Annotated in this window: 24 protein-coding genes and 1 tRNA gene; 16 read left to right on the plus strand and 9 right to left on the minus strand. The window is 62.9% G+C overall.

Features of this window, described 5'->3' with window-relative positions; genetic code table 11:
• Positions 1–228: a high light inducible protein gene (locus CWE17_RS12340; protein ID WP_240789195.1), complete on the minus strand. Its 228-nt coding sequence runs from the start codon at positions 226–228 to the stop codon at positions 1–3.
• Positions 229–266: 38 nt separating this feature from the next.
• On the minus strand, positions 267–1,337 hold the full coding sequence (gene tsaD, locus CWE17_RS01585; RefSeq protein WP_131454595.1) for a tRNA (adenosine(37)-N6)-threonylcarbamoyltransferase complex transferase subunit TsaD: 1,071 nt from the start codon (positions 1,335–1,337) through the stop codon (positions 267–269).
• 76 nt (positions 1,338–1,413) lie between these two features.
• Here tsaD and CWE17_RS01590 point away from each other — a divergent pair, with 76 nt between their 5' ends.
• Together CWE17_RS01590 and psaJ are read left to right on the plus strand one after the other, a co-directional pair.
• Positions 1,414–1,893: a Photosystem I reaction center subunit III gene (locus tag CWE17_RS01590; protein ID WP_131454817.1), complete on the plus strand. Its 480-nt coding sequence runs from the start codon at positions 1,414–1,416 to the stop codon at positions 1,891–1,893.
• 37 nt (positions 1,894–1,930) lie between these two features.
• Positions 1,931–2,050 carry a photosystem I reaction center subunit IX gene (gene psaJ, locus CWE17_RS01595; RefSeq protein ID WP_007101790.1) on the plus strand — a complete coding sequence of 40 codons (120 nt, stop codon included), beginning with the start codon at positions 1,931–1,933 and terminating at the stop codon, positions 2,048–2,050.
• Positions 2,051–2,141: 91 nt separating this feature from the next.
• Here psaJ and gmk read toward each other — a convergent pair whose 3' ends face one another.
• Complete coding sequence (gmk, locus tag CWE17_RS01600; RefSeq protein ID WP_131454596.1) at positions 2,142–2,714, minus strand: guanylate kinase; 573 nt, start codon at positions 2,712–2,714, stop codon at positions 2,142–2,144.
• Positions 2,715–2,777: 63 nt separating this feature from the next.
• Here gmk and CWE17_RS01605 point away from each other — a divergent pair, with 63 nt between their 5' ends.
• Positions 2,778–4,514 carry an NFACT family protein gene (locus CWE17_RS01605; protein ID WP_131454597.1) on the plus strand — a complete coding sequence of 579 codons (1,737 nt, stop codon included), beginning with the start codon at positions 2,778–2,780 and terminating at the stop codon, positions 4,512–4,514.
• 132 nt (positions 4,515–4,646) lie between these two features.
• Positions 4,647–5,381: a twin-arginine translocase subunit TatC gene (gene tatC / locus CWE17_RS01610; RefSeq protein WP_131454818.1), complete on the plus strand. Its 735-nt coding sequence runs from the start codon at positions 4,647–4,649 to the stop codon at positions 5,379–5,381.
• Here tatC and CWE17_RS01615 read toward each other — a convergent pair.
• Positions 5,332–5,676: a DUF3067 family protein gene (locus CWE17_RS01615; protein WP_131454598.1), complete on the minus strand. Its 345-nt coding sequence runs from the start codon at positions 5,674–5,676 to the stop codon at positions 5,332–5,334. The genes tatC and CWE17_RS01615 overlap by 50 nt on opposite strands.
• Positions 5,677–5,777: 101 nt before the next feature.
• On the opposite strand from CWE17_RS01615, the gene petC reads away from it, so the two are divergent.
• The 6 genes from petC (at position 5,778) to CWE17_RS01645 (ending at position 9,945) form a co-directional block, all read left to right on the plus strand.
• Positions 5,778–6,314 carry a cytochrome b6-f complex iron-sulfur subunit gene (gene petC, locus CWE17_RS01620; protein WP_131454599.1) on the plus strand — a complete coding sequence of 179 codons (537 nt, stop codon included), beginning with the start codon at positions 5,778–5,780 and terminating at the stop codon, positions 6,312–6,314.
• Positions 6,315–6,356: 42 nt separating this feature from the next.
• Entirely contained in the window at positions 6,357–7,289 is a 933-nt protein-coding gene (gene petA, locus CWE17_RS01625) for a cytochrome f (protein WP_131454600.1), read from the plus strand.
• A gap of 20 nt (positions 7,290–7,309) precedes the next feature.
• The gene (lgt, locus tag CWE17_RS01630; RefSeq protein WP_131454819.1) at positions 7,310–8,164 is read left to right on the plus strand and encodes a prolipoprotein diacylglyceryl transferase; all 855 of its coding nucleotides are present in this window, start codon (positions 7,310–7,312) and stop codon (positions 8,162–8,164) included.
• On the plus strand, positions 8,161–8,940 hold the full coding sequence (cobM, locus tag CWE17_RS01635) for a precorrin-4 C(11)-methyltransferase (protein ID WP_131454601.1): 780 nt from the start codon (positions 8,161–8,163) through the stop codon (positions 8,938–8,940). The genes lgt and cobM overlap by 4 nt, the downstream gene beginning before the upstream one ends.
• Before the next feature lie 44 nt (positions 8,941–8,984).
• A tRNA-Val gene (locus tag CWE17_RS01640) sits at positions 8,985–9,056 on the plus strand.
• Positions 9,057–9,132: 76 nt separating this feature from the next.
• Positions 9,133–9,945 (plus strand): helix-turn-helix domain-containing protein, encoded by an 813-nt coding sequence (locus CWE17_RS01645; RefSeq protein ID WP_131454602.1) that lies wholly within the window; start codon positions 9,133–9,135, stop codon positions 9,943–9,945.
• On the opposite strand, the gene CWE17_RS01650 is transcribed toward CWE17_RS01645, so the two are convergent.
• The gene (locus tag CWE17_RS01650; RefSeq protein ID WP_240789215.1) at positions 9,917–11,524 is read right to left on the minus strand and encodes a Ppx/GppA family phosphatase; all 1,608 of its coding nucleotides are present in this window, start codon (positions 11,522–11,524) and stop codon (positions 9,917–9,919) included. The two genes, CWE17_RS01645 and CWE17_RS01650, sit on opposite strands and share 29 nt — an antisense overlap.
• Before the next feature lie 119 nt (positions 11,525–11,643).
• On the opposite strand from CWE17_RS01650, the gene CWE17_RS01655 reads away from it, so the two are divergent.
• Both CWE17_RS01655 and CWE17_RS01660 read left to right on the plus strand, forming a co-directional pair.
• Positions 11,644–12,540, plus strand: a complete 897-nt coding sequence (locus CWE17_RS01655) for a 4-hydroxybenzoate polyprenyltransferase (protein WP_131454604.1) — start codon at positions 11,644–11,646, stop codon at positions 12,538–12,540.
• 15 nt (positions 12,541–12,555) lie between these two features.
• Positions 12,556–13,467 carry an LD-carboxypeptidase gene (locus CWE17_RS01660; RefSeq protein WP_131454821.1) on the plus strand — a complete coding sequence of 304 codons (912 nt, stop codon included), beginning with the start codon at positions 12,556–12,558 and terminating at the stop codon, positions 13,465–13,467.
• Here the strand turns inward: CWE17_RS01660 and ispD are convergent.
• Positions 13,454–14,131 carry a 2-C-methyl-D-erythritol 4-phosphate cytidylyltransferase gene (ispD, locus tag CWE17_RS01665; protein WP_131454820.1) on the minus strand — a complete coding sequence of 226 codons (678 nt, stop codon included), beginning with the start codon at positions 14,129–14,131 and terminating at the stop codon, positions 13,454–13,456. The genes CWE17_RS01660 and ispD overlap by 14 nt on opposite strands.
• 73 nt (positions 14,132–14,204) lie before the next feature.
• Between ispD and CWE17_RS01670 the strand changes: the two genes are divergently transcribed.
• The 3 genes from CWE17_RS01670 (at position 14,205) to fabG (ending at position 16,965) form a co-directional block, all read left to right on the plus strand.
• Positions 14,205–15,041, plus strand: coding sequence for a glycosyltransferase family 9 protein (locus tag CWE17_RS01670; protein WP_131454605.1), 837 nt, complete (start codon positions 14,205–14,207; stop codon positions 15,039–15,041).
• 71 nt (positions 15,042–15,112) lie between these two features.
• Positions 15,113–16,135 carry a TrkA family potassium uptake protein gene (locus tag CWE17_RS01675; RefSeq protein ID WP_240789216.1) on the plus strand — a complete coding sequence of 341 codons (1,023 nt, stop codon included), beginning with the start codon at positions 15,113–15,115 and terminating at the stop codon, positions 16,133–16,135.
• Between the two features lie 77 nt (positions 16,136–16,212).
• On the plus strand, positions 16,213–16,965 hold the full coding sequence (gene fabG, locus CWE17_RS01680; RefSeq protein ID WP_131454607.1) for a 3-oxoacyl-[acyl-carrier-protein] reductase: 753 nt from the start codon (positions 16,213–16,215) through the stop codon (positions 16,963–16,965).
• A gap of 26 nt (positions 16,966–16,991) precedes the next feature.
• On the opposite strand, the gene CWE17_RS12185 is transcribed toward fabG, so the two are convergent.
• Positions 16,992–17,168 (minus strand): hypothetical protein, encoded by a 177-nt coding sequence (locus tag CWE17_RS12185; RefSeq protein ID WP_131454608.1) that lies wholly within the window; start codon positions 17,166–17,168, stop codon positions 16,992–16,994.
• Between the two features lie 129 nt (positions 17,169–17,297).
• Here CWE17_RS12185 and groL point away from each other — a divergent pair, with 129 nt between their 5' ends.
• Positions 17,298–18,959: a chaperonin GroEL gene (gene groL, locus CWE17_RS01690; protein ID WP_131454609.1), complete on the plus strand. Its 1,662-nt coding sequence runs from the start codon at positions 17,298–17,300 to the stop codon at positions 18,957–18,959.
• A 47-nt stretch (positions 18,960–19,006) separates the two neighbouring features.
• Here the strand turns inward: groL and CWE17_RS01695 are convergent, their stop codons facing one another.
• Positions 19,007–19,189: a hypothetical protein gene (locus CWE17_RS01695; RefSeq protein ID WP_131454610.1), complete on the minus strand. Its 183-nt coding sequence runs from the start codon at positions 19,187–19,189 to the stop codon at positions 19,007–19,009.
• A 58-nt stretch (positions 19,190–19,247) separates the two neighbouring features.
• On the minus strand, positions 19,248–19,952 hold the full coding sequence (locus CWE17_RS01700; protein ID WP_131454611.1) for an N-acetylmannosamine-6-phosphate 2-epimerase: 705 nt from the start codon (positions 19,950–19,952) through the stop codon (positions 19,248–19,250).
• Between the last annotated feature and the right edge of the window lies 1 nt (position 19,953).

Here is a 19,953-nt window from a genome sequence, read left to right on the forward strand (position 1 = left end):
TCAGGAGTGGGAGCCGCCGACCACACGCAGGATCAACAACAGGGCAATGCCCACGGACAGGCCAAGCATCGCCAAACGTCCGTTCCAAATTTCCGCCTGGGGCGTAAAGCCACGACGCCAAGCGTTGAGCTCACCACCAGCCACCGTGCTGGGCCCAGGTCCGCCAGCGTCAGTGGAGGAATGATCCTGCTCAGAAGCAGCGGAATCAGGTCTAGGTGCTGATGCCATGACTCCGCTGCGGTGGAAGAAATTCTAAGGACGACGGGTCAGAACGGTGGTGGCGAAGCCATGAGGGCATCCGCATCCTCAAGCGGCCAGCGAGCTGCCACGCCGAGGCCAAGGCGACTGGCCGCAGTGGAGCGTTGCAGGCGCTGGAGCGCTGCCGCTCCCACCATGGCGGCGTTATCGGTGCAGTAAGCGAGCGGGGCGATCTGCACCGATACCCCCAAGGCCTGGCCCCGGTCGGCCATGAGTGCACGCAGACGACGGTTGGCGGCAACCCCACCGACCATCACAAGGCGATGAAGCCCCTGGTCGCGGCAACAGCGCAGGCTCCGTTCCACCAAAACATCGGCTACCACCTGTTCGAAGCTGGCCGCGAGATCAACCCAGGGAGGCTCGGCGCCATCGGCGCGGCAGGCCTCCACCTGCCGCAACATCGCCGTCTTCAAACCGCTGAAGGAGAAGTCATAGGGGTAATAGCCACCACCGGGTTTCGACACCCGACCCTTGGGCAGCTGAAAGCGGGAGGAATCCCCGGCCACTGCCAAGGCCTGGATGGCTGGCCCACCTGGATAGGAGAGACCCAGAAGGCGGGCCACCTTGTCGAAAGCCTCGCCAGCAGCGTCATCGTGGCTTCGGCCAAGCCGATGCATGCGCCCCTCTAGATCCACCCGGATCAGCTCCGTATGACCACCACTGACAAGCAACACCAGGTAGGGAGGCTCCGGCGGAGCCTCCCCAAGGGCAGCGGATGCGAGATGAGCCTCCAGATGGTGAATGCCTAGAAATGGCAATCCGTGGAGAGCCGCCAGGGTGCGCGCCGTGATCGAACCGACCATCAGCGCCCCCACGAGCCCGGGAGCAACGGTCGAGGCCACAGCATCCAGCGCATCCATGGAGAGCCCCGAGGACGCCAGCGCTTGCTCGACAAGAAAAGGCAACGCCTCCACATGCCTTCGCGAAGCGATCTCGGGCACCACCCCACCCCACTGGGCATGCTCCTCCACCTGGGAGCTGATGCCGTGGGCCAGAACCTCGATTCCTACGTCTGTCTGCCGCACGATGGCGGCGGCCGACTCGTCACAACTTGTTTCGAGGGCCAGCAGTGTTGTCATCCGGTTGGTCAGCCTCCACTACTGTCCGCTAGTGACATCCTGCCGTCTGGGGCAGGCCCAACCAGGAATCGATCCGATGCGTCGTCTCTTTGCCCTTGCGCTTTCGGCCCTGCTCGTTTTCGGCTTCGCCCCCGTTGCCAAGGCTGATGTGGCAGGTCTCACCCCCTGCGCTGAAAGCGCCCGCTTCCAGCAGCGTGCTGCGGCAGCCACCACCCCCCAAGCCAAGGCTCGTTTCGAGATGTACAGCGAGGCTGTGTGCGGTGACGATGGCCTGCCTCACCTGATCGTTGATGGTCGCTGGAGCCACGCCGGTGATTTCGTGTATCCCGGCCTGATGTTCCTCTACATCGCAGGTTGCATCGGCTGGGCCGGTCGCGAATACCTGAAAGCCACCCGCGGGACCAAGGAGCAGTACACCAAAGAGATCCAGATTGATCTCCCCCTTGCTCTGAAGAGCTGCATCGCCGCGGCCACCTGGCCCCTGGCTGCCTTCGGCGAATTCACCAGCGGCAAGCTGCTGGAAAGCGACAACAAGGTCACCATCTCGCCCCGCTGAGATCTCCGTTTTTATTCCATCCAAGCGCCCTGATCCGATGCAGAAATTCCTCACCACCGCTCCCGTCGTTGCCGCGATCTGGTTCACCCTGACCGCCGGCATCCTGATCGAGTGGAACCGATTCTTCCCCGATCTTCTCTTCCACCCGATGGGTTGATCGCCCTCCGAGGCATGGAGCCAATCCCATCACGATGAAAGGAGGGTGAAGACCCTCCTTTTTTTATGGCTCACTCGATGGCTGTGCATCCTCAATGGCTGTGCATCCCCATCAGCCGCTCAAGCTCGGACAGAGCCTTGTCCAGATCAGCATTCACCACCACGGCATCAAATTCCGACTGAGCGTCCAGTTCCTCACGGGCCCGCGCTAGTCGGCGCTGAATCGCCTCCTCGGCCTCTGTTCCTCGGCCACGAATCCGCCGCTCCAGCTCCTCCAGGCTGGGAGGGGCAAGGAAAATCTGAAGCGCATCTGGAAGGCTGCGTCGCACCTGGCGGGCGCCCTCAAGCTCAATTTCCAGCAGCACTGGCACTCCCTCAGCTAGACGCTCCTGCACCGGCTGCCGGGGAGTTCCATAGCAATGTCCTGCAAACTCCGCCCACTCGAGTAAGCCGTCGGCTTGCACCAGGGCATCAAACGCGGCCCGACTGTGGAAGAAGTAATGAACCCCCTCCTCTTCCCCCGACCGCGGCGATCGGGTGGTGGCGGAGACGGAGAGCCAGAGATGGGGATGACGCTCCCTCAGACGGGCCACCAATGTGCCCTTACCGACACCACTGGGCCCGGTGAGCACCGTGAGCCTGGCGGATGTGTCAGGGGGGACCATGGATTGCTTCCGATCGATCCGCAGGGTAGGAAGGCATCCGCTCGGCAGAACTCGGCCGCCGCCATGGTCAAGCCCTTTCCGCTCAGTGCCTCGCCCCAGGTGATGGACCTCACAGCTCTACGGGCTGTTCTGAGCGACCTACGCGGACGCATCCTGCCCAGCCGCTTTGAGAAGGCCCAGCAGCCAGACGCCCATGGTCTCCAGCTGGGCTTTCGCACGCTGAAAGGCATGGTGTGGCTCGAGCTGAGCTGGCAGGCCGAGCTGGCCAGGCTGGTGCAGATCCCCCCCCCTCGGCGCGAAGGCAGTGGCAGCACCCTGGCGCAACAGATCCAGCACAGCCTGAAGCAGCTGGCTCTCGTCAGCCTCATGCAGGACGGATTCGAACGGGTGGTGCGCTTCGGATTCGCGCCACGTCCTGGAGCTGAGATCCAACGCTGGCTTGTGTTGGAGCTCATGGGCCGCCACAGCAATCTGATGCTTCTCGACGAACAGGAGCGAGTGATTGCCCTGGGGCGACAGGTTCGTGATCACCAATCCAGGGTCAGACCGATCAGCACCGGTGATCCCTACCTACCGCCCCCACCGCTGCAAGGAATCCATCCATCGACGCAGGAGAGTTTCGAACGCTGGCAAGAGCGTCTGATGCTGCTGCCGGTTCCCCTCGGGGATGCTTTACGCCAGAGCTACCAGGGCATCAGCCCCGCCCTGGCAAGGCAACTGGCGCATGACGATCCAGAAGTGTCGAAGCAGCGCCTCAACCAATCGGTGCAGGAGCTCAGCGAGCCTGAATGGCGTGCTCTGCACAGCCGCTGGCACAGCTGGCTGAGGCAACTGGAGGATGAGCACTTCCAGTTACGGATCGATCGTGCGGGCCGTTACCAGGTCTGGTCAGGGGAAGAGGGAGCCAATCCGGAGGCTGAGGAGCCGCTCAGCCTCCGCCTGGGACGGCACTACCGGGACCAACTGGAACGCCGACAGTTGGAGCAGATCGCCCGAGAGCTGCGACAAAGCCTCGACCATTGGCGGGAGCGGGAGGAGCGGCAGCTCGCAGAGCAGTTGCTGAAGCTGAAAGAAACCGAGCAGGCCACCGCCCTGCAGCATCAGGCTGATGCTCTGCTCTGCCTGTCGGAACCGAAGCGCACACAAATCGATGAAGCCCAGAAGCTCTATCGGCGCGCGCGCAAGCTCCGCCGTGCGGTTCCCCAACTTGAAGAGCGTGAACGACACCATCAGCAGCGATTGCAGCTGATTGAAGGGAGTGATGGCTTTCTCGAGGATCTCCTCACAGCCAGCTGGGACGAAGCCCTCGAGCGGGTGGGACGCCTGAAGGAACTGAAACAAGAGCTGGAGGAGCTGCTTCAGCCACGCCAACGCAGCAAGCGCACGGGCTCCCCCCAGCGTCGGGACGGCAGCCCGGAGCCGCTGGAACTGCGCAGTCCCGCTGGCCTCACCATTCAGGTCGGCCGCAATCACCGCCAGAACGACTGGATCAGCCTGCGCCAGGCACGGCCAGGGGACCTCTGGTTTCACGCCCAGGAATGCCCAGGCAGTCATGTGGTGCTCAAAGCATCCACAGGCCTCGCCGGCGAAGCGGACCTGGAGCTGGCCGCCGATCTGGCCGCCCTGTTCAGCCGTGCCCGCCGGAACCGCAGGGTGCCAGTGGTGATGGTGCCAGTAGAGCAGCTGCAGAGGATCGCTGGCGCCGGCCCCGGCACGGTGCGTCACCGAGGCGGAGCCGTGCGCTGGGCGGAGCCGGAACGGGCGGAACAGCGACTGAGCGCCGGAGAACTTCTAGCCTGACCCCAGCCAGAACCTGCCCTCCTGAGCCCCGTCGACCCGAACGAGCCCAAAGCCGCGGCAGCCTCCCCCCAGGCTCCCCCTCCGCCCATTCGGATCAGCAGGCCTGCGGCTGAGCTGCCCGGCGATGTGGAGATGCCGCTGACGGATCACCTGGAGGAGCTGCGCCAGCGGGTGCTGAAAAGCCTGCTGGCCGTGGTCATCGCAGCCCTGGGATGCCTGGTGGCGGTCAAGCCTCTGGTCCGCCTTCTCGAAGCGCCGGCGGGGTCGATTCACTTTCTGCAGCTAGCTCCCGGTGAATTTCTGTTCGTGTCGTTCAAGGTGGCTGGTTACACCGGTCTCACCCTGGCGCTGCCCTTCGTGCTGTATCAGGTCCTGGCCTTCGTACTTCCAGGGCTCACAAGGAAGGAGCGACGACTGATCGCGCCGGCAGTGGCGGGATCAGCTGTGCTGTTCTTGGCCGGTCTTGCCTTTGCCTGGTGGGCCCTGGTGCCGGCAGCCCTTCGCTTCCTTGTGAGCTACGGCGCTGATGTGGTCGAACCTCTGTGGTCGATTGAGCGCTATCTCGATTTCGTGCTTCTGCTGATGCTGGCGACCGGTCTGGCCTTTCAGCTGCCTGTGCTCCAGCTGCTGCTCGGTCTCTTCGGCCTGATCACCTGGAAGCGAATGCTGGCGGCCTGGCGATGGGTCGTGCTGGCAGCAGCCCTCGCCGGCGCCGTGCTCACCCCGTCCACAGACCCGATCACGATGTTGCTGCTGGGAGGAGCGATCACCGCCCTGTTCCTTGTCGGCGTTGGACTGGTGGCCGTCACCCAGGGCTTCAAAGCAGAAACTCTTCCAGACGCTCAGCCCCCTGCAGCTGAAGGCTGAGTGCCTTGCCAAGCCGGGGACGATCCCTGGTGTTCTCAAGCCAGGTGCGCACAGCATTGGCTTGGGCCAAGCGATTGACCACCTCGATCACCTCAGCAAGGTGCTCCCGATAGGCCGCTTCATCGAGGGGGAACGATTGCTGTTCCAGGTAAGCCCACATCACCTGGACATAGAGCCGACCCTGGCGAACGACCAGCTGAAGGTCGTAACTCGCTTGCCAACGCTGGCGCAAACAGCCGATCACCTCCTCGACCGTCAGAGGCTCAGGGGGACTGGAGGGAGTTGCTTCAAGCACGGAAACAGGCCGTCAACACACGTTAAAGCCCAGTCGTTGCAAAGCGTGATGGGCACTTCAACGTCCATAATGGTCGCCATTCAGTGACGGTTGCCTCCGCCATGACCCAAGCCTCCTCGAGCGATGTGCCCGGAATGGGTCGTCGGCAGTTCATGAATCTGCTGACCTTTGGATCTGTGACCGGTGTTGCGCTTGGCGCGCTCTACCCAGTGGTGAACTACTTCATCCCGCCCCGGGCGGCAGGTGGTGGCGGCGGCACCACGGCCAAAGATGAGCTCGGTAACCCGATCACCGCGACTGGCTGGCTGAGCAGCCACCCCAGCGGTGACCGCAGCCTGGTGCAGGGCCTCAAAGGCGACCCCACTTATCTGATTGTTGAAGGCGACGACGCCATCGGCAGCTACGGAATCAATGCCATCTGCACCCACCTGGGCTGCGTTGTGCCCTGGAACAGTGGCGCCAACAAGTTCATGTGCCCCTGCCACGGCAGCCAGTACGACGCCACCGGCAAGGTGGTGCGTGGTCCCGCTCCCCTGTCCCTGGCCCTCGCCAACGTCAGCGTCGATAACGACAACGTGTTCGTGAGCCAGTGGACCGACACCGACTTCCGCACGGGCGAGAAGCCCTGGTGGGTCTGATTCGTTCAGCGCTTCCTCCCTCTCACCCGTCTCCTTGCTCTGATGCGTCGCCTCCTCTCCCCTCTCCTCGCCGCTCTGATCGTCGGCGTTTCTGTCTTTACCGCTCCGGCCGCCAGCTGGGCCTACCCCTTCTGGGCTCAGCAGAACTACGCCAGCCCACGGGAAGCTACCGGCAAAATCGTTTGCGCCAACTGCCATTTGGCCAAGAAGCTCACCCAGGTGGAGCTCCCCCAGTCCGTGCTGCCTGACACGGTCTTCACCGCAGCCGTGAAGATTCCCTACGAGCAGGGCCTGCAGGAAATCGGCGCCGATGGCAGCCAAGTTCCTCTGCAGGTTGGTGCCGTTGTGCAACTCCCGGACGGTTTCACCCTGGCTCCCCAGGATCGCTGGACCGACGAAATCAAAGAAGAGACAGAAGGCGTCTATTTCACGCAGTACAGCGACGACCAGCCCAACATTCTTCTCGTTGGTCCTATCCCCGGTGACCAGCACCAGGAGATCGTCTTCCCGATCCTCTCCCCTGACCCTGCTGCCGACAGCAACATTCACTTCGGCAAATACCAGGTTTTCGTGGGTGGCAACCGCGGACGCGGTCAGGTGTATCCCACCGGTGAAAAGAGCAACAACACCATTTTCACCGCTCCTGCAGCAGGCACCATTAGCGCCATTGCCCCTGGCGAAAACGGCGCCAGCATCGTCACGATCCAAGCAGCTGATGGCAGCACAACCGACGAAACCATCCCTGTCGGCCCAGAGCTCATCGTTGCCGTGGGTGACCAGATCGAAGCAGGTGAAGCTCTGACCAACGATCCCAACGTGGGCGGCTTCGGCCAGATGGACGGTGAAATCGTTCTTCAGAACCCTGTTCGCATCTACGGCCTGCTTGCCTTCTTCGCCGCGGTTGCACTGGCCCAGATCATGCTGGTCCTCAAGAAGAAACAGGTGGAGAAAGTTCAGGCCGCTGAGGGCGTCTGATTTCCGTGTCACTCCTCGCGATGTTCACATCACCCGGGCCCGAGCTGTTCCAGCTCGGGCCTTTTGCCTTGCGCTGGTATGGCCTGCTGATTGCGCTCGCCGTGCTGATCGGTCTCAACCTCTCCAGCTGGTTAGCCCGTCAGCGAGACCTGGAACAAGGACTGATCAGCGACCTACTGCCGATCCTGGTGTTGGCGGCCGTCATTGGCGCCAGGATTTATTACGTGGCCTTTGAATGGCGCAACTATCAAGGCGCCTGGTGGGAAGCGTTCGCCATCTGGCGTGGAGGTATTGCCATCCATGGTGCTCTGCTAGCGGGCACCATTGCCGTGATCCTGTTCTGTCGATGGCGGCGGCAGTCGTTCTGGGATGTGCTCGATGTGCTGGTGCCATCCGTTGCCCTGGGCCAAGCGATCGGCCGCTGGGGCAACTTTTTCAACTCGGAGGCCTTTGGCGTACCCACGGATCTTCCCTGGAAACTGTTCATCGCCTATCCGCAACGCCCGGCCGTCTTCGCTGATGCCGATTACTTCCATCCAACGTTTCTGTACGAATCAATCTGGAACCTGCTGGTGTTCGCCCTGCTGATGACCTTGTTCCTGCAAGGACGAAAGCGGCGCATCAATCTGCCGGCGGGAGCCCTCAGCTGCGTCTACCTGCTGGCCTACAGCCTTGGCCGGGTCTGGATTGAAGGACTACGCATTGATCCGCTTTGCCTCGGCGGCCAACCACCCTTCTGCGATGGAGGCTTGCGCATTGCCCAACTGATGAGCCTTGCTCTCATGGGACTTGCCGCTGTTGGGCTCTGGTGGCTGTATGGACGCAAACGGGCCTTGCCCGATCTTGGCTCCGCTCGACGGGGAGATCCGGCATGAACAGCTCCGTCACACCCAACCCTGCGCAAGTTTCAATCGTGGGTGCCGGACCGGGTGCCCCCGATCTTCTGACCCGAAGAGCAGAGGATCGTCTGCGGGCTGCAGAGGTGCTGATCTGGACCGACTCCTTGGTCTCACCGCAGATTGCAGCCCTGGCTCCAGAGAGATGCGAACGAATTCGCACCAGCACTCTCACGCTTGAAGAGGTGCTGCCACTGATGATCGAGCGGGCCCAGGCAGGCCTGCGGGTCGTGCGCCTGCACGATGGTGATCCCTGTCTTTATGGAGCCCTCGCTGAACAAGTCTGCGGCCTTGCTGATGCAGGCATTGACGTGGACGTGGTACCGGGTCTCAGCGCCTATCAAGCCACCGCTTCAGCGCTAAGTGCTGAGCTGACCATCCCCGGGTTAGTGCAGACCATCGTGCTCAGCAGAGCCGGTGGACGCACTGGTGTTCCAGAGCGGGAGCAACTCGCCAACCTGGCCCGCCTGCAAGCATCCCTTTGTCTTTATCTGAGCGCCCGTCACGTTGATGAGGTGCAGGCCACGCTGATGGAGCACTACCCCGCCGACACCCCGGTCGCCATTGGCTACCGCGTCAGCTGGCCCGATCAGTGGCTTCAGGTAGTCCCACTCCAAGAGATGGCAAACGTCTCGAAACAACGGGACCTCATCCGCACCACGCTCTACGTGATCAGCCCTGCCCTCAAGGCCCAGGGGCAGCGATCCAAGCTCTATTCGCCAGACCACGATCACCTCTTCCGCCCGGGGCGTTGAAGCCGAGAATCACCTGCCGGTGGTGGTTTAAGATTCCTTTGTGCGGGCGATTAGCACAGTGGTAGCGCACTTCCTTCACACGGAAGGGGTCACTGGTTCGAATCCAGTATCGCCCATCTGAAGGCTTGTCTTAATGGACTGACAAGTGCTGGCATTCGGACTAATGTCCAATCCAATGATTGTTTCACCCAGATGGGACCGGAGCAGAGTGAGCCAATCTCTCTGAAGCCGAGCCACGGCTCCGAGCAATCGATCTCTCCTTTGGAGCTAGCAGGACAAGTCCTGCGGCGTGCACGTGAAGCCAAAGGGCTGACCATCCATCAGCTTGCCGCCTCTCTCCATATGGGAGACGAGCAACTCGAAGCCTTAGAGGCAGCTCAGCTGGACAATCTGCCCGAGCCGGTCTTCATCAAGGCGATGGTGCGTCGGGTGGCTAGCAAGCTGGGGGTCGACCCGAACCCCTTGGTACAGGGACTCAATGGCAGCCCGAGGCTGCAAACCTGCTCAGCAAACCGTTGGGACACCCAGGAAACCAAAGAAGCAACAGCCAGCCCGAATCTGCTGCTGCCCCTCTCTGGGCTGGCAGCGCTGGCGGCTGGCCTGCTGGCCGCCTTTCATCTTGATCAGCTGGGGCCGATCACCAGAAAGTTCGCCGCGATGCCCAGCGCCCCGGAACCCAAAGCGCAACCGCAGACCATCTCCGGAATGGAGGAAGTCGCCGCTGAGCCATCATCCCCAACCTCGACAGCAAGCCAATCCATCGTTGTGCGCTCACAGGAGCCCAGTTGGGTGATGATCCGTGATGGTGAAGGTGCTGTCCTGTTCGAGGGGACCCTGAACACCAGCAAAACCTTCAATGGGGAGCAGGGGCTTGAGATCTACGCAGGCCGGCCTGATCTTGTATCAACAAGCCAGGAGGGCGTCAGCCAGTCCGGAACGCCGCTCGGGACCATTGATCAAGTCCGTTGGTACCGGGTTACTGCCGCACCATCACGTTCAGAGTAAGCCCTGTGACCTCACGGAGCACTGGCTCACAGCTTTCCAGGCTCCATTGCTCCAGGCTGATGTTTTGATTCAGCCGCTCCGGGACCAGCTCCAGGCTCAAAACACGCCCGGACACGTCCGCCCGAATTGAAGCCACCACCGGTTCAGGACGACGATCAAGGGCAGCCGCAAGACGCAGCAGCAGTGCCATCTCCGACACGGTGGTTCGATTGGCCCTCGACTGCAGAGCTTGCCAAGCCTCGTGGCGTTTCTTCGGCAAGCTGCGGCGGTGGTAACGAGCGATCGCAGCCACCATCAGATGCTCGGCTTCTGAGTACCCGAGCAGCTCCCCATGGCGAATCAGATACCAAGAGTGCTTGTGATAAGCACTCAGGTTGATGTGTTGGCCGCAGGTGTGCAGCATCGCCGCAGCCCAGAGAAGGTCGCGCCCAGCACCACCGTCTTGATGCAGCTGACCGCCCGTCGAGTCATAGAGGCTCAGAGCATGGGAAGCCACCCGCTCCGCCCGCAGCTGATTGACAGCAAAACGCTGCACCTGATGGATCACAGTGCGCTGACGGATGCTGCTCTGGAAGCTGAACCGGTCCTCAAGCAATCCATGCCTGAGCATCCAATCCACAATCAGACCCTCGCGCAGGGCCCGCTCACTGAGCACCATCTCGTCAACGGCCAGCATCTGCATGGTGGTCTGGAGAATCAAGGCCCCGGGAACAATGATTTCCGCGCGACGGTCATTGATCGGGGCCAAAGCGCGACGCTGTTCCGGAGTCATCGAGACCAGCTTTTCCACAACCCGGTCCAGCCGCTGGCGTGAAATCCGGTAGCCATGCAGCTTGAGGGGAGGACGCTCCTCTTCATTGGCCGCCAAGGCACCGATCGCCATCGCCGTGCCGCTGGTGGCCACCATCACGGGGGTCTCCCCTGGCTTAATCCGCCGCCTCACCTTGTCGACTGCAGGCTCAAGGGAGCCCTGAATGAAGGCCTGCAGAAAGGCCCGGCGCTGGGCCGGGATCGGATCATCCTTGACGAAATCGCGCTGCAGGCGAACTGCACCGACGCGGGTACTGGTGAGGGCCCGGGCATCACGCCCATCCGCCAAGATCAGCTCGGTAGACCCCCCCCCGATATCAAGAAGTAAGTGGGGGCGATCGCCGAAGGGCATGCCGGAGAGCACCCCCAAATAAATCAGTCGAGCCTCCTCCGGCCCGCTGACCAGATCCACATCCAGGTCCAGCTCATCCTTAATTTGCTGAAGAAAGTCCCGCCCGTTAGGCGCCTCGCGAACGGCACTGGTGGCCGCTGTAACGATCTGCTCCACTTGATGGCTGGAAGCCAACTCCCGGAAGCGTCGGAGGGTCTCGAGGGCGCGGGTCATGGCCCCATCAGTGAGGTGACCGCTGTCAGGGTCCCGCTCACCGAGACGGGTCGTTGATTTCTCCGCAAGCTCAACGCTGAACGTGCGCAGGCTCGGATCCACCGCCGCCACTAGCAAGTGGGTGGAGTTGGTCCCGATGTCGATAGCCGCCACCCGGCGAATCCGACGGCCATGACCCTGCAGCCCCTGAGCGCTTTCCGTCATCTCCACTCCTGGGGGCTCCAACTCGTGCAGCGCGGTGGGCTCGGCAGCCGCCATGAAGCACCGGGAGAGCAAACCGCACCACTTTGCCACCGCCTAAGGTTTTGCAGCTGCTCAGCGCTGTGACCGGCTCGACCTCACGCCCGGCTCTCACCCCCTGGGTTCAACTGCTTCGCTGGAACAAACCGAGCGGAAGGCTGATTCTGCTGATCCCAGCGGGCTGGAGCCTTTGGTTGTCTCCTGCGGGACCACCTCCTGCATCGCTTGTGCTGTTGATCCTGCTGGGAGGTCTGAGCGTGAGCGCTGCAGGCTGCATCGCCAATGACCTCTGGGATCGACGCTTCGACAGGGAGGTAGCCCGGACCCGAGAACGCCCCCTGGCCCAGGGAATGATCCCGCTGCAAGCCGCCTTCGTCGCCCTCGTGCTGCTGCTGCTTCTGAGCCTGCTGGTGGTGCTGGCTCTCCCTGACCGGCATCGCCTCACCTGCCTGGGGCTGGCGCTGTTGGCCCTGCCGCCCATTCTTCTGTACCCCTCAGCCAAACGCTGGTTCGCCTATCCCCAGATGGTGCTGGCCCTTTGTTGGGGCTTTGCAGTGCTGATTCCCTGGGCAGCCACCGGCGCTCCGCTTGTCGGATCGATCACCCTCGTGGGCTGCTGGCTGGCCACGCTGCTCTGGACCTTTGGCTTCGACACGGTGTACGCCATGGCGGATCGGACGGATGACGCCCGGCTCGGCCTGCGCAGCAGTGCTCTCAGTCTTGGGCCGCACTGTGTCGTCGCAGTGCGCTGCTGCTACGCCCTGGCGGCACTCAGTCTGGCCTTCGCGGCCTGGGGCGCTGGACTCGCTGCTGGTTTCTGGCTCTGCTGGTTTGTGGCAGCCATTGGCATGGAACGATCCACCAAAGGCCTGCGCAGCACCCAACCCCAGCCAATGGCCATCTACGGCACCCACTTCCGCCATCAGGTGTGGCTCGGCTCCTTGCTGCTGCTGGGGGTGATCCTCGGCAGGATCGGTTGAGCGTTGCGGAGATCCCTGGTGCCGACTCGCGGATCCAGTCAGCTCACCCCACCCCTTCAAGCCGGTGATGCTGTGGCTGTGGTGGCGGCCAGCTCAGCCATCGACGATGCGAGCCGACTGCAGGAGGGGCTGGAGCTCCTCAGCTCCTGGGGCCTTCAGCCTTTGCCTTGGGATGCCAGCAAGCGACGCTGGGGCTACCTGGCCGGCACGGATGATCAGCGCCGGACGGATCTGAACCCCAGCCCGACAGCCCCACTGCTGGCCTGCGCCCGCGGCGGCTGGGGCGCTGCCAGGTTGCTGGAAGAGCCCATCCGATGGCAACCGGGCTGGCTGCTTGGGTTCTCCGACGTGACAGCCCTGCTTTGGGCGCGCTTGGCAGCAGGCATCGATGGAGGAATCCATGGCCCATTGCTCACCACCCTCGCGGGAGAACCTCTCTGGAGTCAGCAACGTCTACAGGATCTTCTGTTCGGGCGTGCGCTGCCCGATCTCCGGGGGGAAACCTGGAGCGCAGCATCTGTGGGCACGGGTGCAGTCCGAGGACCGCTCGTGGCGGCCAATTTGACCGTGGCCACTCACCTGCTTGGCAGCCCACACGTTCCTGCCCTGCAGGGGGCGATCCTCGTGCTGGAAGATGTGGCCGAGGCCCCCTACCGCCTCGATCGCATGCTCACCCAATGGCGCTTGCTGGGGTTGCTGCAGAAGCTCGGCGGTCTTTGCTTTGGCCGCTTTAGCGATTGCAACGACCAAGATCCCGAGCGCGGCGGCTTCAGCCTCGAGCAGGTCCTGCGGGAGCGCTGCAGCGACTTAGGCATTCCTGTGCTCAGCGGACTGCCCGTCGGACATGGCCCAGGGGGGAATGCGGCCTTGCCGATGGGGCGGCTCGCTGAACTCGATCCCGCCCAGGGCTGTCTCAGACTGCTCTAAGAGCCAGAACCGCCTCCGCGACGGTGAGATCGAAGGGAGTGGTGACTTTGATGTTGGCGGGTCCAGCATCAAGCACTTGCACGTGCCATCCCAAGCGCTCAAAGAGGGACGCGTCATCCGTCACGCTCCATCCCCTCGCCAGGGCCTGGCGGTGTCCCTCCCGGAGCTGCTCAACCGCAAACCCTTGGGGGGTCTGGGCGGCCCAGAGCTCCGCGCGATCAGGTGTGTCAAGGATCAAGCCTTCTGTGTTGACCCGTTTGATCGTGTCGGTCACGGGGGTGGCCGCAATCACCGCATCACCCGACTCCACTGCAGCCGCACAGCGATCGAACAAAGAGGGCTCCGCAAGACAGCGAGCTCCGTCGTGAATCAAGACATGGGTGGCTGCTGCCGGCAGGGCCGCCAACCCTCGCTGAACCGACTCCTGTCGGGTGCTGCCCCCCTCGATCCAGACCACCGGCTTAGCGACACCTGCCATCAAAGGGGCGATCTCAGCACGATCCACCGGCTGACCGACAAGACCGATCCAGGCAATCGCCTTGGCTGCCAATGCAGCCTCCAAGGTCCAAGCAAGCACCGGTCGACCGGCAAGGGGCAGGAGCAATTTGTTGCGGTCTGCGCCCATGCGACGACCACTCCCGGCGGCGGCGATCAACAGATGCACAAGCGACTCCTGCAACAGGCAGGGTGAAACGTCCTCCATACAATCAGCACGCAACGACCTGTGACGCTGGTTCATGCGCGTTCTCGCCCTCAGTCCAGGGACCGTTCAGCAGCAACTCGAACGGCTGCCGGCCTTGGCGAGCCTTGCCGAGCAACTCGATGCGACGCTTCAGGTGGCCTGCCCTGCCAGGTCCCGCCAGGTCTGGAGCCTGCTGCCGGCGGTGGACAAGGTGATCCCCTTCGAATTTGAGGCGGGCTCGACCCTGGCCGACTGGGCCAACCTTCTCGGATCCGTGCGCGAACCGGATTTCCAACTCAGCCTCAACTTCGCCGAAGGCCGTCAGGTGAACCTGATGCTCTCCATGAGCCACATCCCCACGCGGGTGGCCACGAGCGGCTTCTCCGCTACGACCACCGCTCGACCTGGCGAAGGCTGGCTGGCCCAGCGTCAGGAGGGCTTCCTTCAGGCCATCGGCCTGAGCCTCAATGCAGAACGCTTCCGCCTGTCACTGCCAGCCAAAGCCCTTGAGGAAGCGCGCAGCCGCCAGCCAGCCGGAGATGGTCCGCTGCTGCTGTTGGCGGCAAGCGGAATCAGCAGTGACTGGCCCCCCGAGCAATGGCAGCAGCTGCCGGAAACGATCCGCTCAAAACTGGCCAGTCTGCGCACCGTCGTGCTTCCACCTGGTGGATCCGTGACGTCGAGGGCCGCTCAGGTTGCCAGCGCCGATGTCGTGCTCAGCAGCTGCCCGATCACCCAACTCCTTGCCGTCTACAGCGGAGTGCCGCTCGTCGCCCTGGGAGCGGACGCAGACCAACTGCCCAGCCGAGAAGGTCTGCGGGTGGTTCAAGCCCCAGCTGGAGGGCTGAGCAACCTCACCCCGCAGGATGTGCTGAACGCCCTGGGCTTCTGATGCCCAGCCAACGCCGCGGACCAGGTCATCCATCGCGACGGCATCGGAGCCCGCTCCAACCGAGGCTGCGGATGCTGGCCCGACCTTGGCGCCTGCCGGTGCTGGCGCTTTCGGCGGTGATCTTGGCGGGTGCCGTTGGTTATCGCATCACCGAGGGCTGGGACTGGGGTGACTGCCTCTGGATGGTGCTGATCACGATCAGCACCATCGGTTATGGGGAGGTTGAACCCCTCTCGCAGGCTGGGCGGCTGGTGACGGTGCTGATCATCGCCGGCGGTGTGGTGGTCGTGCAGCTCTCGATCCAACGGGTGCTCGGACTGACAGAATCGGGCTACTTCCGACAGGTTCGCGAACTTCGTTTCCGCCGGGTTCTGCGTCGCATGCATGATCACGTGATCCTCTGCGGCTACGGCCGCATCGGCCGGGAGATCGGAGCGCAGCTCCAGCTCGAGAATGTTCCGGTGCTGGTGGTGGAAATGGATCCGGAACGCCGGCAAGCCGCTGAGGACAGTGGCCTTCGGGTGCTTCAGGCGGATGCCACCCTCGATGAGACCCTCCTGGAAGCAGGCCTGGAACGCTGCCGCAGCCTGGTCGCGGCCCTGCCCAGCAATGCCGCGAATCTCTATGTGGTGCTCAGTGCCCGCGGACTGGAGCCCAATTGCCGCCTGATTGCAAGGGCCGACAGCGAGGAATCGGCCGCCAAACTCCGGCTTGCGGGCGCCAGCGTTGTGGTCAGTCCTTACGTCGCTGGCGGCCGGATGATGGCGGCCACAGCCCTGCGGCCACTGGCGGTGGATTTCATGGAGCTGCTGGCCGGATCCGATTGCGAGATCGAGGAATTTCGACTCAGCCGTGATCCACTTCTGCTTCACAACCTGCCAGGGAGGAGCCTGGCAGAACTGGAACTCGGACGGCGCACCGGCGCGATGGTGATTGCAATCCGTGATGGTGGACGACTGATCGCCAATCCGGGCGGTGATGTGACGCTTCAACCTGGCCAACTTCTGGTGGTGCTCGGCAGCAAACAGCAGCTCTGCGAATTGCGTGACCTCCTGGGCGAAGCCGTGGACATGGTCGAGACGATGGGGCGTTAGACACCGCAGCTCAGGGGGCTGGATCCGGGTGCTGCCTACGATCAGCCCCGGTTCTTCCCTCCATCGAGGCCTCGCCCATGAGTTCGCCCGCTCCCATGACCGGCCAGACAGCGATCGTGACCGGTGCCAGCCGTGGCATTGGCCGGGCTGTGGCCCTGACTCTCGCTGAAGCCGGAGCGGAAGTGGTGGTGAATTACGCCAGCTCTCCTGATGCCGCAGAGGCTGTGGTGGCTGAGATCACTGCGGCAGGAGGCAAGGCCTATGCACTGCAGGCCAACGTGGCGGACGAGGAGGCTGTTGAGGGGCTGATCAAAACCGTGCTGGAACGCAGCGGCCGTATTGATGTGCTGGTGAACAACGCGGGCATCACCCGCGATGGACTGCTGATGCGCATGAAGACAGAGGACTGGCAGGCCGTGATCAATCTCAACCTCACCGGCGTCTTCCTTTGCACCCGCGCCGTCACCCGACCAATGCTGAAACAGAAGAGCGGCCGGATCATCAACATCACCTCCGTTGTTGGGCTGATGGGGAATGCCGGCCAGGCCAACTACGCCGCTGCGAAGGCTGGTGTGGTCGGACTGACCCGCAGTGCCGCCAAAGAGATGGCCAGCCGGGGAATCACCGTGAATGCCGTGGCCCCCGGTTTCATCGCCACCGACATGACGAAGGATCTGAATGCCGAGGGCATCCTTGCCGCAATTCCCCTCGGCCAGTTCGGTACCCCTGAGCAGGTGGCCGGTGCCGTGCGTTTCCTAGCGGCCGATCCTGCCGCTTCTTACATCACCGGCCAGGTGCTTCAGGTCGATGGCGGCATGGTGATGGGCTGAAGCATCGATCGCTGAGTGACGGGAGCTCAAGACTCCAAGGGCTGGCCAAGTTCATCCCGCAGGCGACGGATCCGCTGCAGCAGTCGCAACCTGCGGCTGCGGGCAGTGGCGGTCAGAAAAATCCTCAGCGGCACGTAAACGAGGGCCATGGCGCCAGCCAGACCCGCCATCAACACGAAGAAGAGGGTCCCTGATTCATTCATTCCCGGACCATAACGAGCGACAACCAAGCGAGCACGATTGAAACGGCCTCGATTCGGCTTTCCCCACCAATCCGCGGATTCGAATGGTCACCTCCCTGTGGGACATTGACCTGCGGGTATCAGACCACCATGGCCAAACTTCTACGTTTTTCGGATGACTCCCGTGCCGCCCTCGAGCGGGGCATGAATGCTCTCGCCGATGCGGTGCGCGTGACGATCGGCCCGCGTGGGCGCAATGTGGTGCTCGAGAAAAGCTTCGGCGCACCCGACATCGTCAACGACGGCGACACGATCGCCAAAGAGATCACCCTCGAGGATCCGTTTGAGAACCTCGGAGCCAAGCTGATCCAACAGGTGGCGGCGAAAACCAAAGACAAAGCCGGTGACGGAACCACCACGGCGACCGTGTTGGCCCAAGCCATGGTCGAGGAGGGGCTGCGCAATACGGCAGCTGGCGCCAGCCCAATCGAGCTACGTCGTGGCATGGAGAAGGCCGTCGCTCAGGTGGTGGCCGGCCTCAAGCAGCGCAGCCAGAGCGTCTCCGGTTCTGCCATCCAGCAGGTCGCCACCGTCAGTTCCGGTGGTGATGAGGAAGTCGGCCGCATGGTGGCTGAAGCCATGGAGAAAGTGAGCGTCGACGGTGTGATCACTGTCGAAGAATCGAAGTCCCTGGCCACCGAGCTGGAAGTGACTGAAGGCATGGCCTTCGATCGCGGCTATTCCTCCCCCTACTTCGTCACCGATGGCGACCGTCAGGTGTGCGAATTCGAGAATGCACTCCTGTTGCTCACCGACCGCAAAGTGAGCGCCGTCGCCGACCTCGTGCCGGTGCTTGAGACCGTGCAGAAGACCGGCTCCCCGCTGGTGATCCTGGCCGAGGAAGTCGATGGAGAAGCCCTCGCCACTCTGGTGGTCAATAAGAACCGCGGTGTGCTCCAAGTTGCGGCAGTCAGGGCCCCCTCCTTTGGCGAGCGCCGCAAAGCAGCCCTTGCGGATATCGCAGTGCTCACGGGCGGCACGGTCATTAGTGAAGACCGGGCCATGACCCTCGACAAGGTGACCATCGCAGACTTGGGCCGAGCCCGTCGGATCACGATCACCAAGGAGAGCACCACGATTGTGGCCAACGATGACCACCGGGACGCCGTGGCAGCACGGGTGGCATCCATCCGCCGTGAACTGGAGAACACAGAGTCTGAGTACGACCGCGAAAAGCTGAATGAGCGGATCGCCAAGCTGGCCGGTGGCGTGGCGGTGATCAAGGTGGGAGCCCCAACGGAAACGGAGCTCAAGAACAAGAAACTGCGGATCGAGGATGCCCTCAATGCCACCCGGGCTGCCGTGGAAGAAGGCATCGTCGCTGGAGGCGGTTGCACACTGCTCCAGCTCTCCAGGGAACTGAATGCCCTAGCGGATCAACTCCTGGGTGATCAGCGCACCGGCGTGGAGATCGTGCAGAGGGCCCTGTCTGCTCCCCTGCGTCAGATCGCCATCAATGCCGGCGCAAACGGTGATGTGGTGGTTGAAGAGGTGCTCCGCAACAACCTTGGCTTCAACGCCATCACTGGAGCCTTCGAAGACCTGCTTCAGGCAGGCATTCTCGATGCGGCCAAAGTCATTCGCCTCGCCCTCCAGGATGCGGTCTCCATCGCCTCCCTCCTGATCACCACCGAGGTGGTGATCGCCGACAAACCAGAACCTCCGGCACCCCCGGCTGGCGGCGGCGATCCCATGGGCGGCATGGGCGGCATGGGAGGCATGGGCGGCATGGGCATGCCCGGAATGATGTGATTCAGACGGGTGGTGCACCCTCTGAGCCATCGGCGCCAAAGTCGATCTCAGAGGTAATGCACCAGCCGAGCATGCAAACGGCAGACCGTGAGCGCTTCCCGAGGGGGGCGCTTGCACAGTCTTCCGAGCTCTGCATTGAGCGCTTGCAGTTCTCCCATGGGTAGACCTGCAATCGGCATCCCCAAAAGCACCCCTCCAAGCAGGAGTGGCGCAAAGAAACGATGACCCATCGCCCATCTCACGCGTCTTGACCCATTCTGAGCACGCGACAGGATGGGCAGGTCGCTTTTATGTCGGTCTTCGCTTGCCTAGGGCGTTGCAGTACCCACGCACCTGAAGATCAACACCCGTGATCGCCGTGCCCACGACCACCAAGTCGGCTCCAGCGTCAAGGGCCTGCACGGCAGCATCGGCTGACGCGATACCACCTTCACAAATCAAGGAAACAGTCTCAGGCAGCTTCTCTCGCAAGGGCGCAAGCAGATTGAATCCAGGCGGTCGACAGCTCTGGGTCGCTTCCGTGTAGCCATACAACGTGGTTCCGACCCAGTGAAATCCCATGGCTGCAGCCCTCAAACCGTTGTCCACACTGTCGACATCGGCCATCAGAGGGGCATCCAGCTCAGATCGGGCCCTCTGCACGAGATCAGCCAGCTCCTCCCCATCGGGTCGCTGTCGCTCGGTCGCGTCGAGGGCAATCACATCGGCACCAGCCGCCCAGACGGCACGGATTTCCTCCCAGCGAGGGGTGATGTAAACGCTGCTGCCCGCAAAGGTGCGTTTCCAGAGGCCAATAATCAGCGCTTCAGGGCAGCGGCGACGGACGGCACCGATGTGCTCCGGACTCTCAAGGCGAACGCCTACAGCGCCGTTATCGAGACTCGCTTCAGCCATTGCTGCAATCACATCCGGATGGCGCATGGGCGAACCTTCCGGCGCTTGCACCGACACGATGAGGCCGCCGCGCAGGGTTGCCGGATCAGGAAAAGCCATG

Source organism: Synechococcus sp. BS56D (assembly GCF_004332405.1).
Lineage (GTDB): Bacteria > Cyanobacteriota > Cyanobacteriia > PCC-6307 > Cyanobiaceae > Synechococcus_C.

Excerpts from the sequence above, each read along its gene's own strand:
- CWE17_RS12340 (WP_240789195.1), bottom strand. The coding sequence starts at position 228 with ATGGCATCAGCACCTAGACCTGATTCCGCTGCTTCTGAGCAGGATCAT.
- tsaD (WP_131454595.1), bottom strand. The coding sequence starts at position 1,337 with ATGACAACACTGCTGGCCCTCGAAACAAGTTGTGACGAGTCGGCCGCC.
- CWE17_RS01590 (WP_131454817.1), top strand. The coding sequence starts at position 1,414 with ATGCGTCGTCTCTTTGCCCTTGCGCTTTCGGCCCTGCTCGTTTTCGGC.
- psaJ (WP_007101790.1), top strand. The coding sequence starts at position 1,931 with ATGCAGAAATTCCTCACCACCGCTCCCGTCGTTGCCGCGATCTGGTTC.
- gmk (WP_131454596.1), bottom strand. The coding sequence starts at position 2,714 with ATGGTCCCCCCTGACACATCCGCCAGGCTCACGGTGCTCACCGGGCCC.
- CWE17_RS01605 (WP_131454597.1), top strand. The coding sequence starts at position 2,778 with ATGGTCAAGCCCTTTCCGCTCAGTGCCTCGCCCCAGGTGATGGACCTC.
- tatC (WP_131454818.1), top strand. The coding sequence starts at position 4,647 with ATGCCGCTGACGGATCACCTGGAGGAGCTGCGCCAGCGGGTGCTGAAA.
- petC (WP_131454599.1), top strand. The coding sequence starts at position 5,778 with ATGACCCAAGCCTCCTCGAGCGATGTGCCCGGAATGGGTCGTCGGCAG.
- petA (WP_131454600.1), top strand. The coding sequence starts at position 6,357 with ATGCGTCGCCTCCTCTCCCCTCTCCTCGCCGCTCTGATCGTCGGCGTT.
- lgt (WP_131454819.1), top strand. The coding sequence starts at position 7,310 with ATGTTCACATCACCCGGGCCCGAGCTGTTCCAGCTCGGGCCTTTTGCC.
- cobM (WP_131454601.1), top strand. The coding sequence starts at position 8,161 with ATGAACAGCTCCGTCACACCCAACCCTGCGCAAGTTTCAATCGTGGGT.
- CWE17_RS01645 (WP_131454602.1), top strand. The coding sequence starts at position 9,133 with ATGGGACCGGAGCAGAGTGAGCCAATCTCTCTGAAGCCGAGCCACGGC.
- CWE17_RS01650 (WP_240789215.1), bottom strand. The coding sequence starts at position 11,524 with ATGACGGAAAGCGCTCAGGGGCTGCAGGGTCATGGCCGTCGGATTCGC.
- CWE17_RS01670 (WP_131454605.1), top strand. The coding sequence starts at position 14,205 with ATGCGCGTTCTCGCCCTCAGTCCAGGGACCGTTCAGCAGCAACTCGAA.
- CWE17_RS01675 (WP_240789216.1), top strand. The coding sequence starts at position 15,113 with ATGCTGGCCCGACCTTGGCGCCTGCCGGTGCTGGCGCTTTCGGCGGTG.
- fabG (WP_131454607.1), top strand. The coding sequence starts at position 16,213 with ATGAGTTCGCCCGCTCCCATGACCGGCCAGACAGCGATCGTGACCGGT.
- CWE17_RS12185 (WP_131454608.1), bottom strand. The coding sequence starts at position 17,168 with ATGAATGAATCAGGGACCCTCTTCTTCGTGTTGATGGCGGGTCTGGCT.
- groL (WP_131454609.1), top strand. The coding sequence starts at position 17,298 with ATGGCCAAACTTCTACGTTTTTCGGATGACTCCCGTGCCGCCCTCGAG.
- CWE17_RS01695 (WP_131454610.1), bottom strand. The coding sequence starts at position 19,189 with ATGGGTCATCGTTTCTTTGCGCCACTCCTGCTTGGAGGGGTGCTTTTG.
- CWE17_RS01700 (WP_131454611.1), bottom strand. The coding sequence starts at position 19,952 with ATGGCTTTTCCTGATCCGGCAACCCTGCGCGGCGGCCTCATCGTGTCG.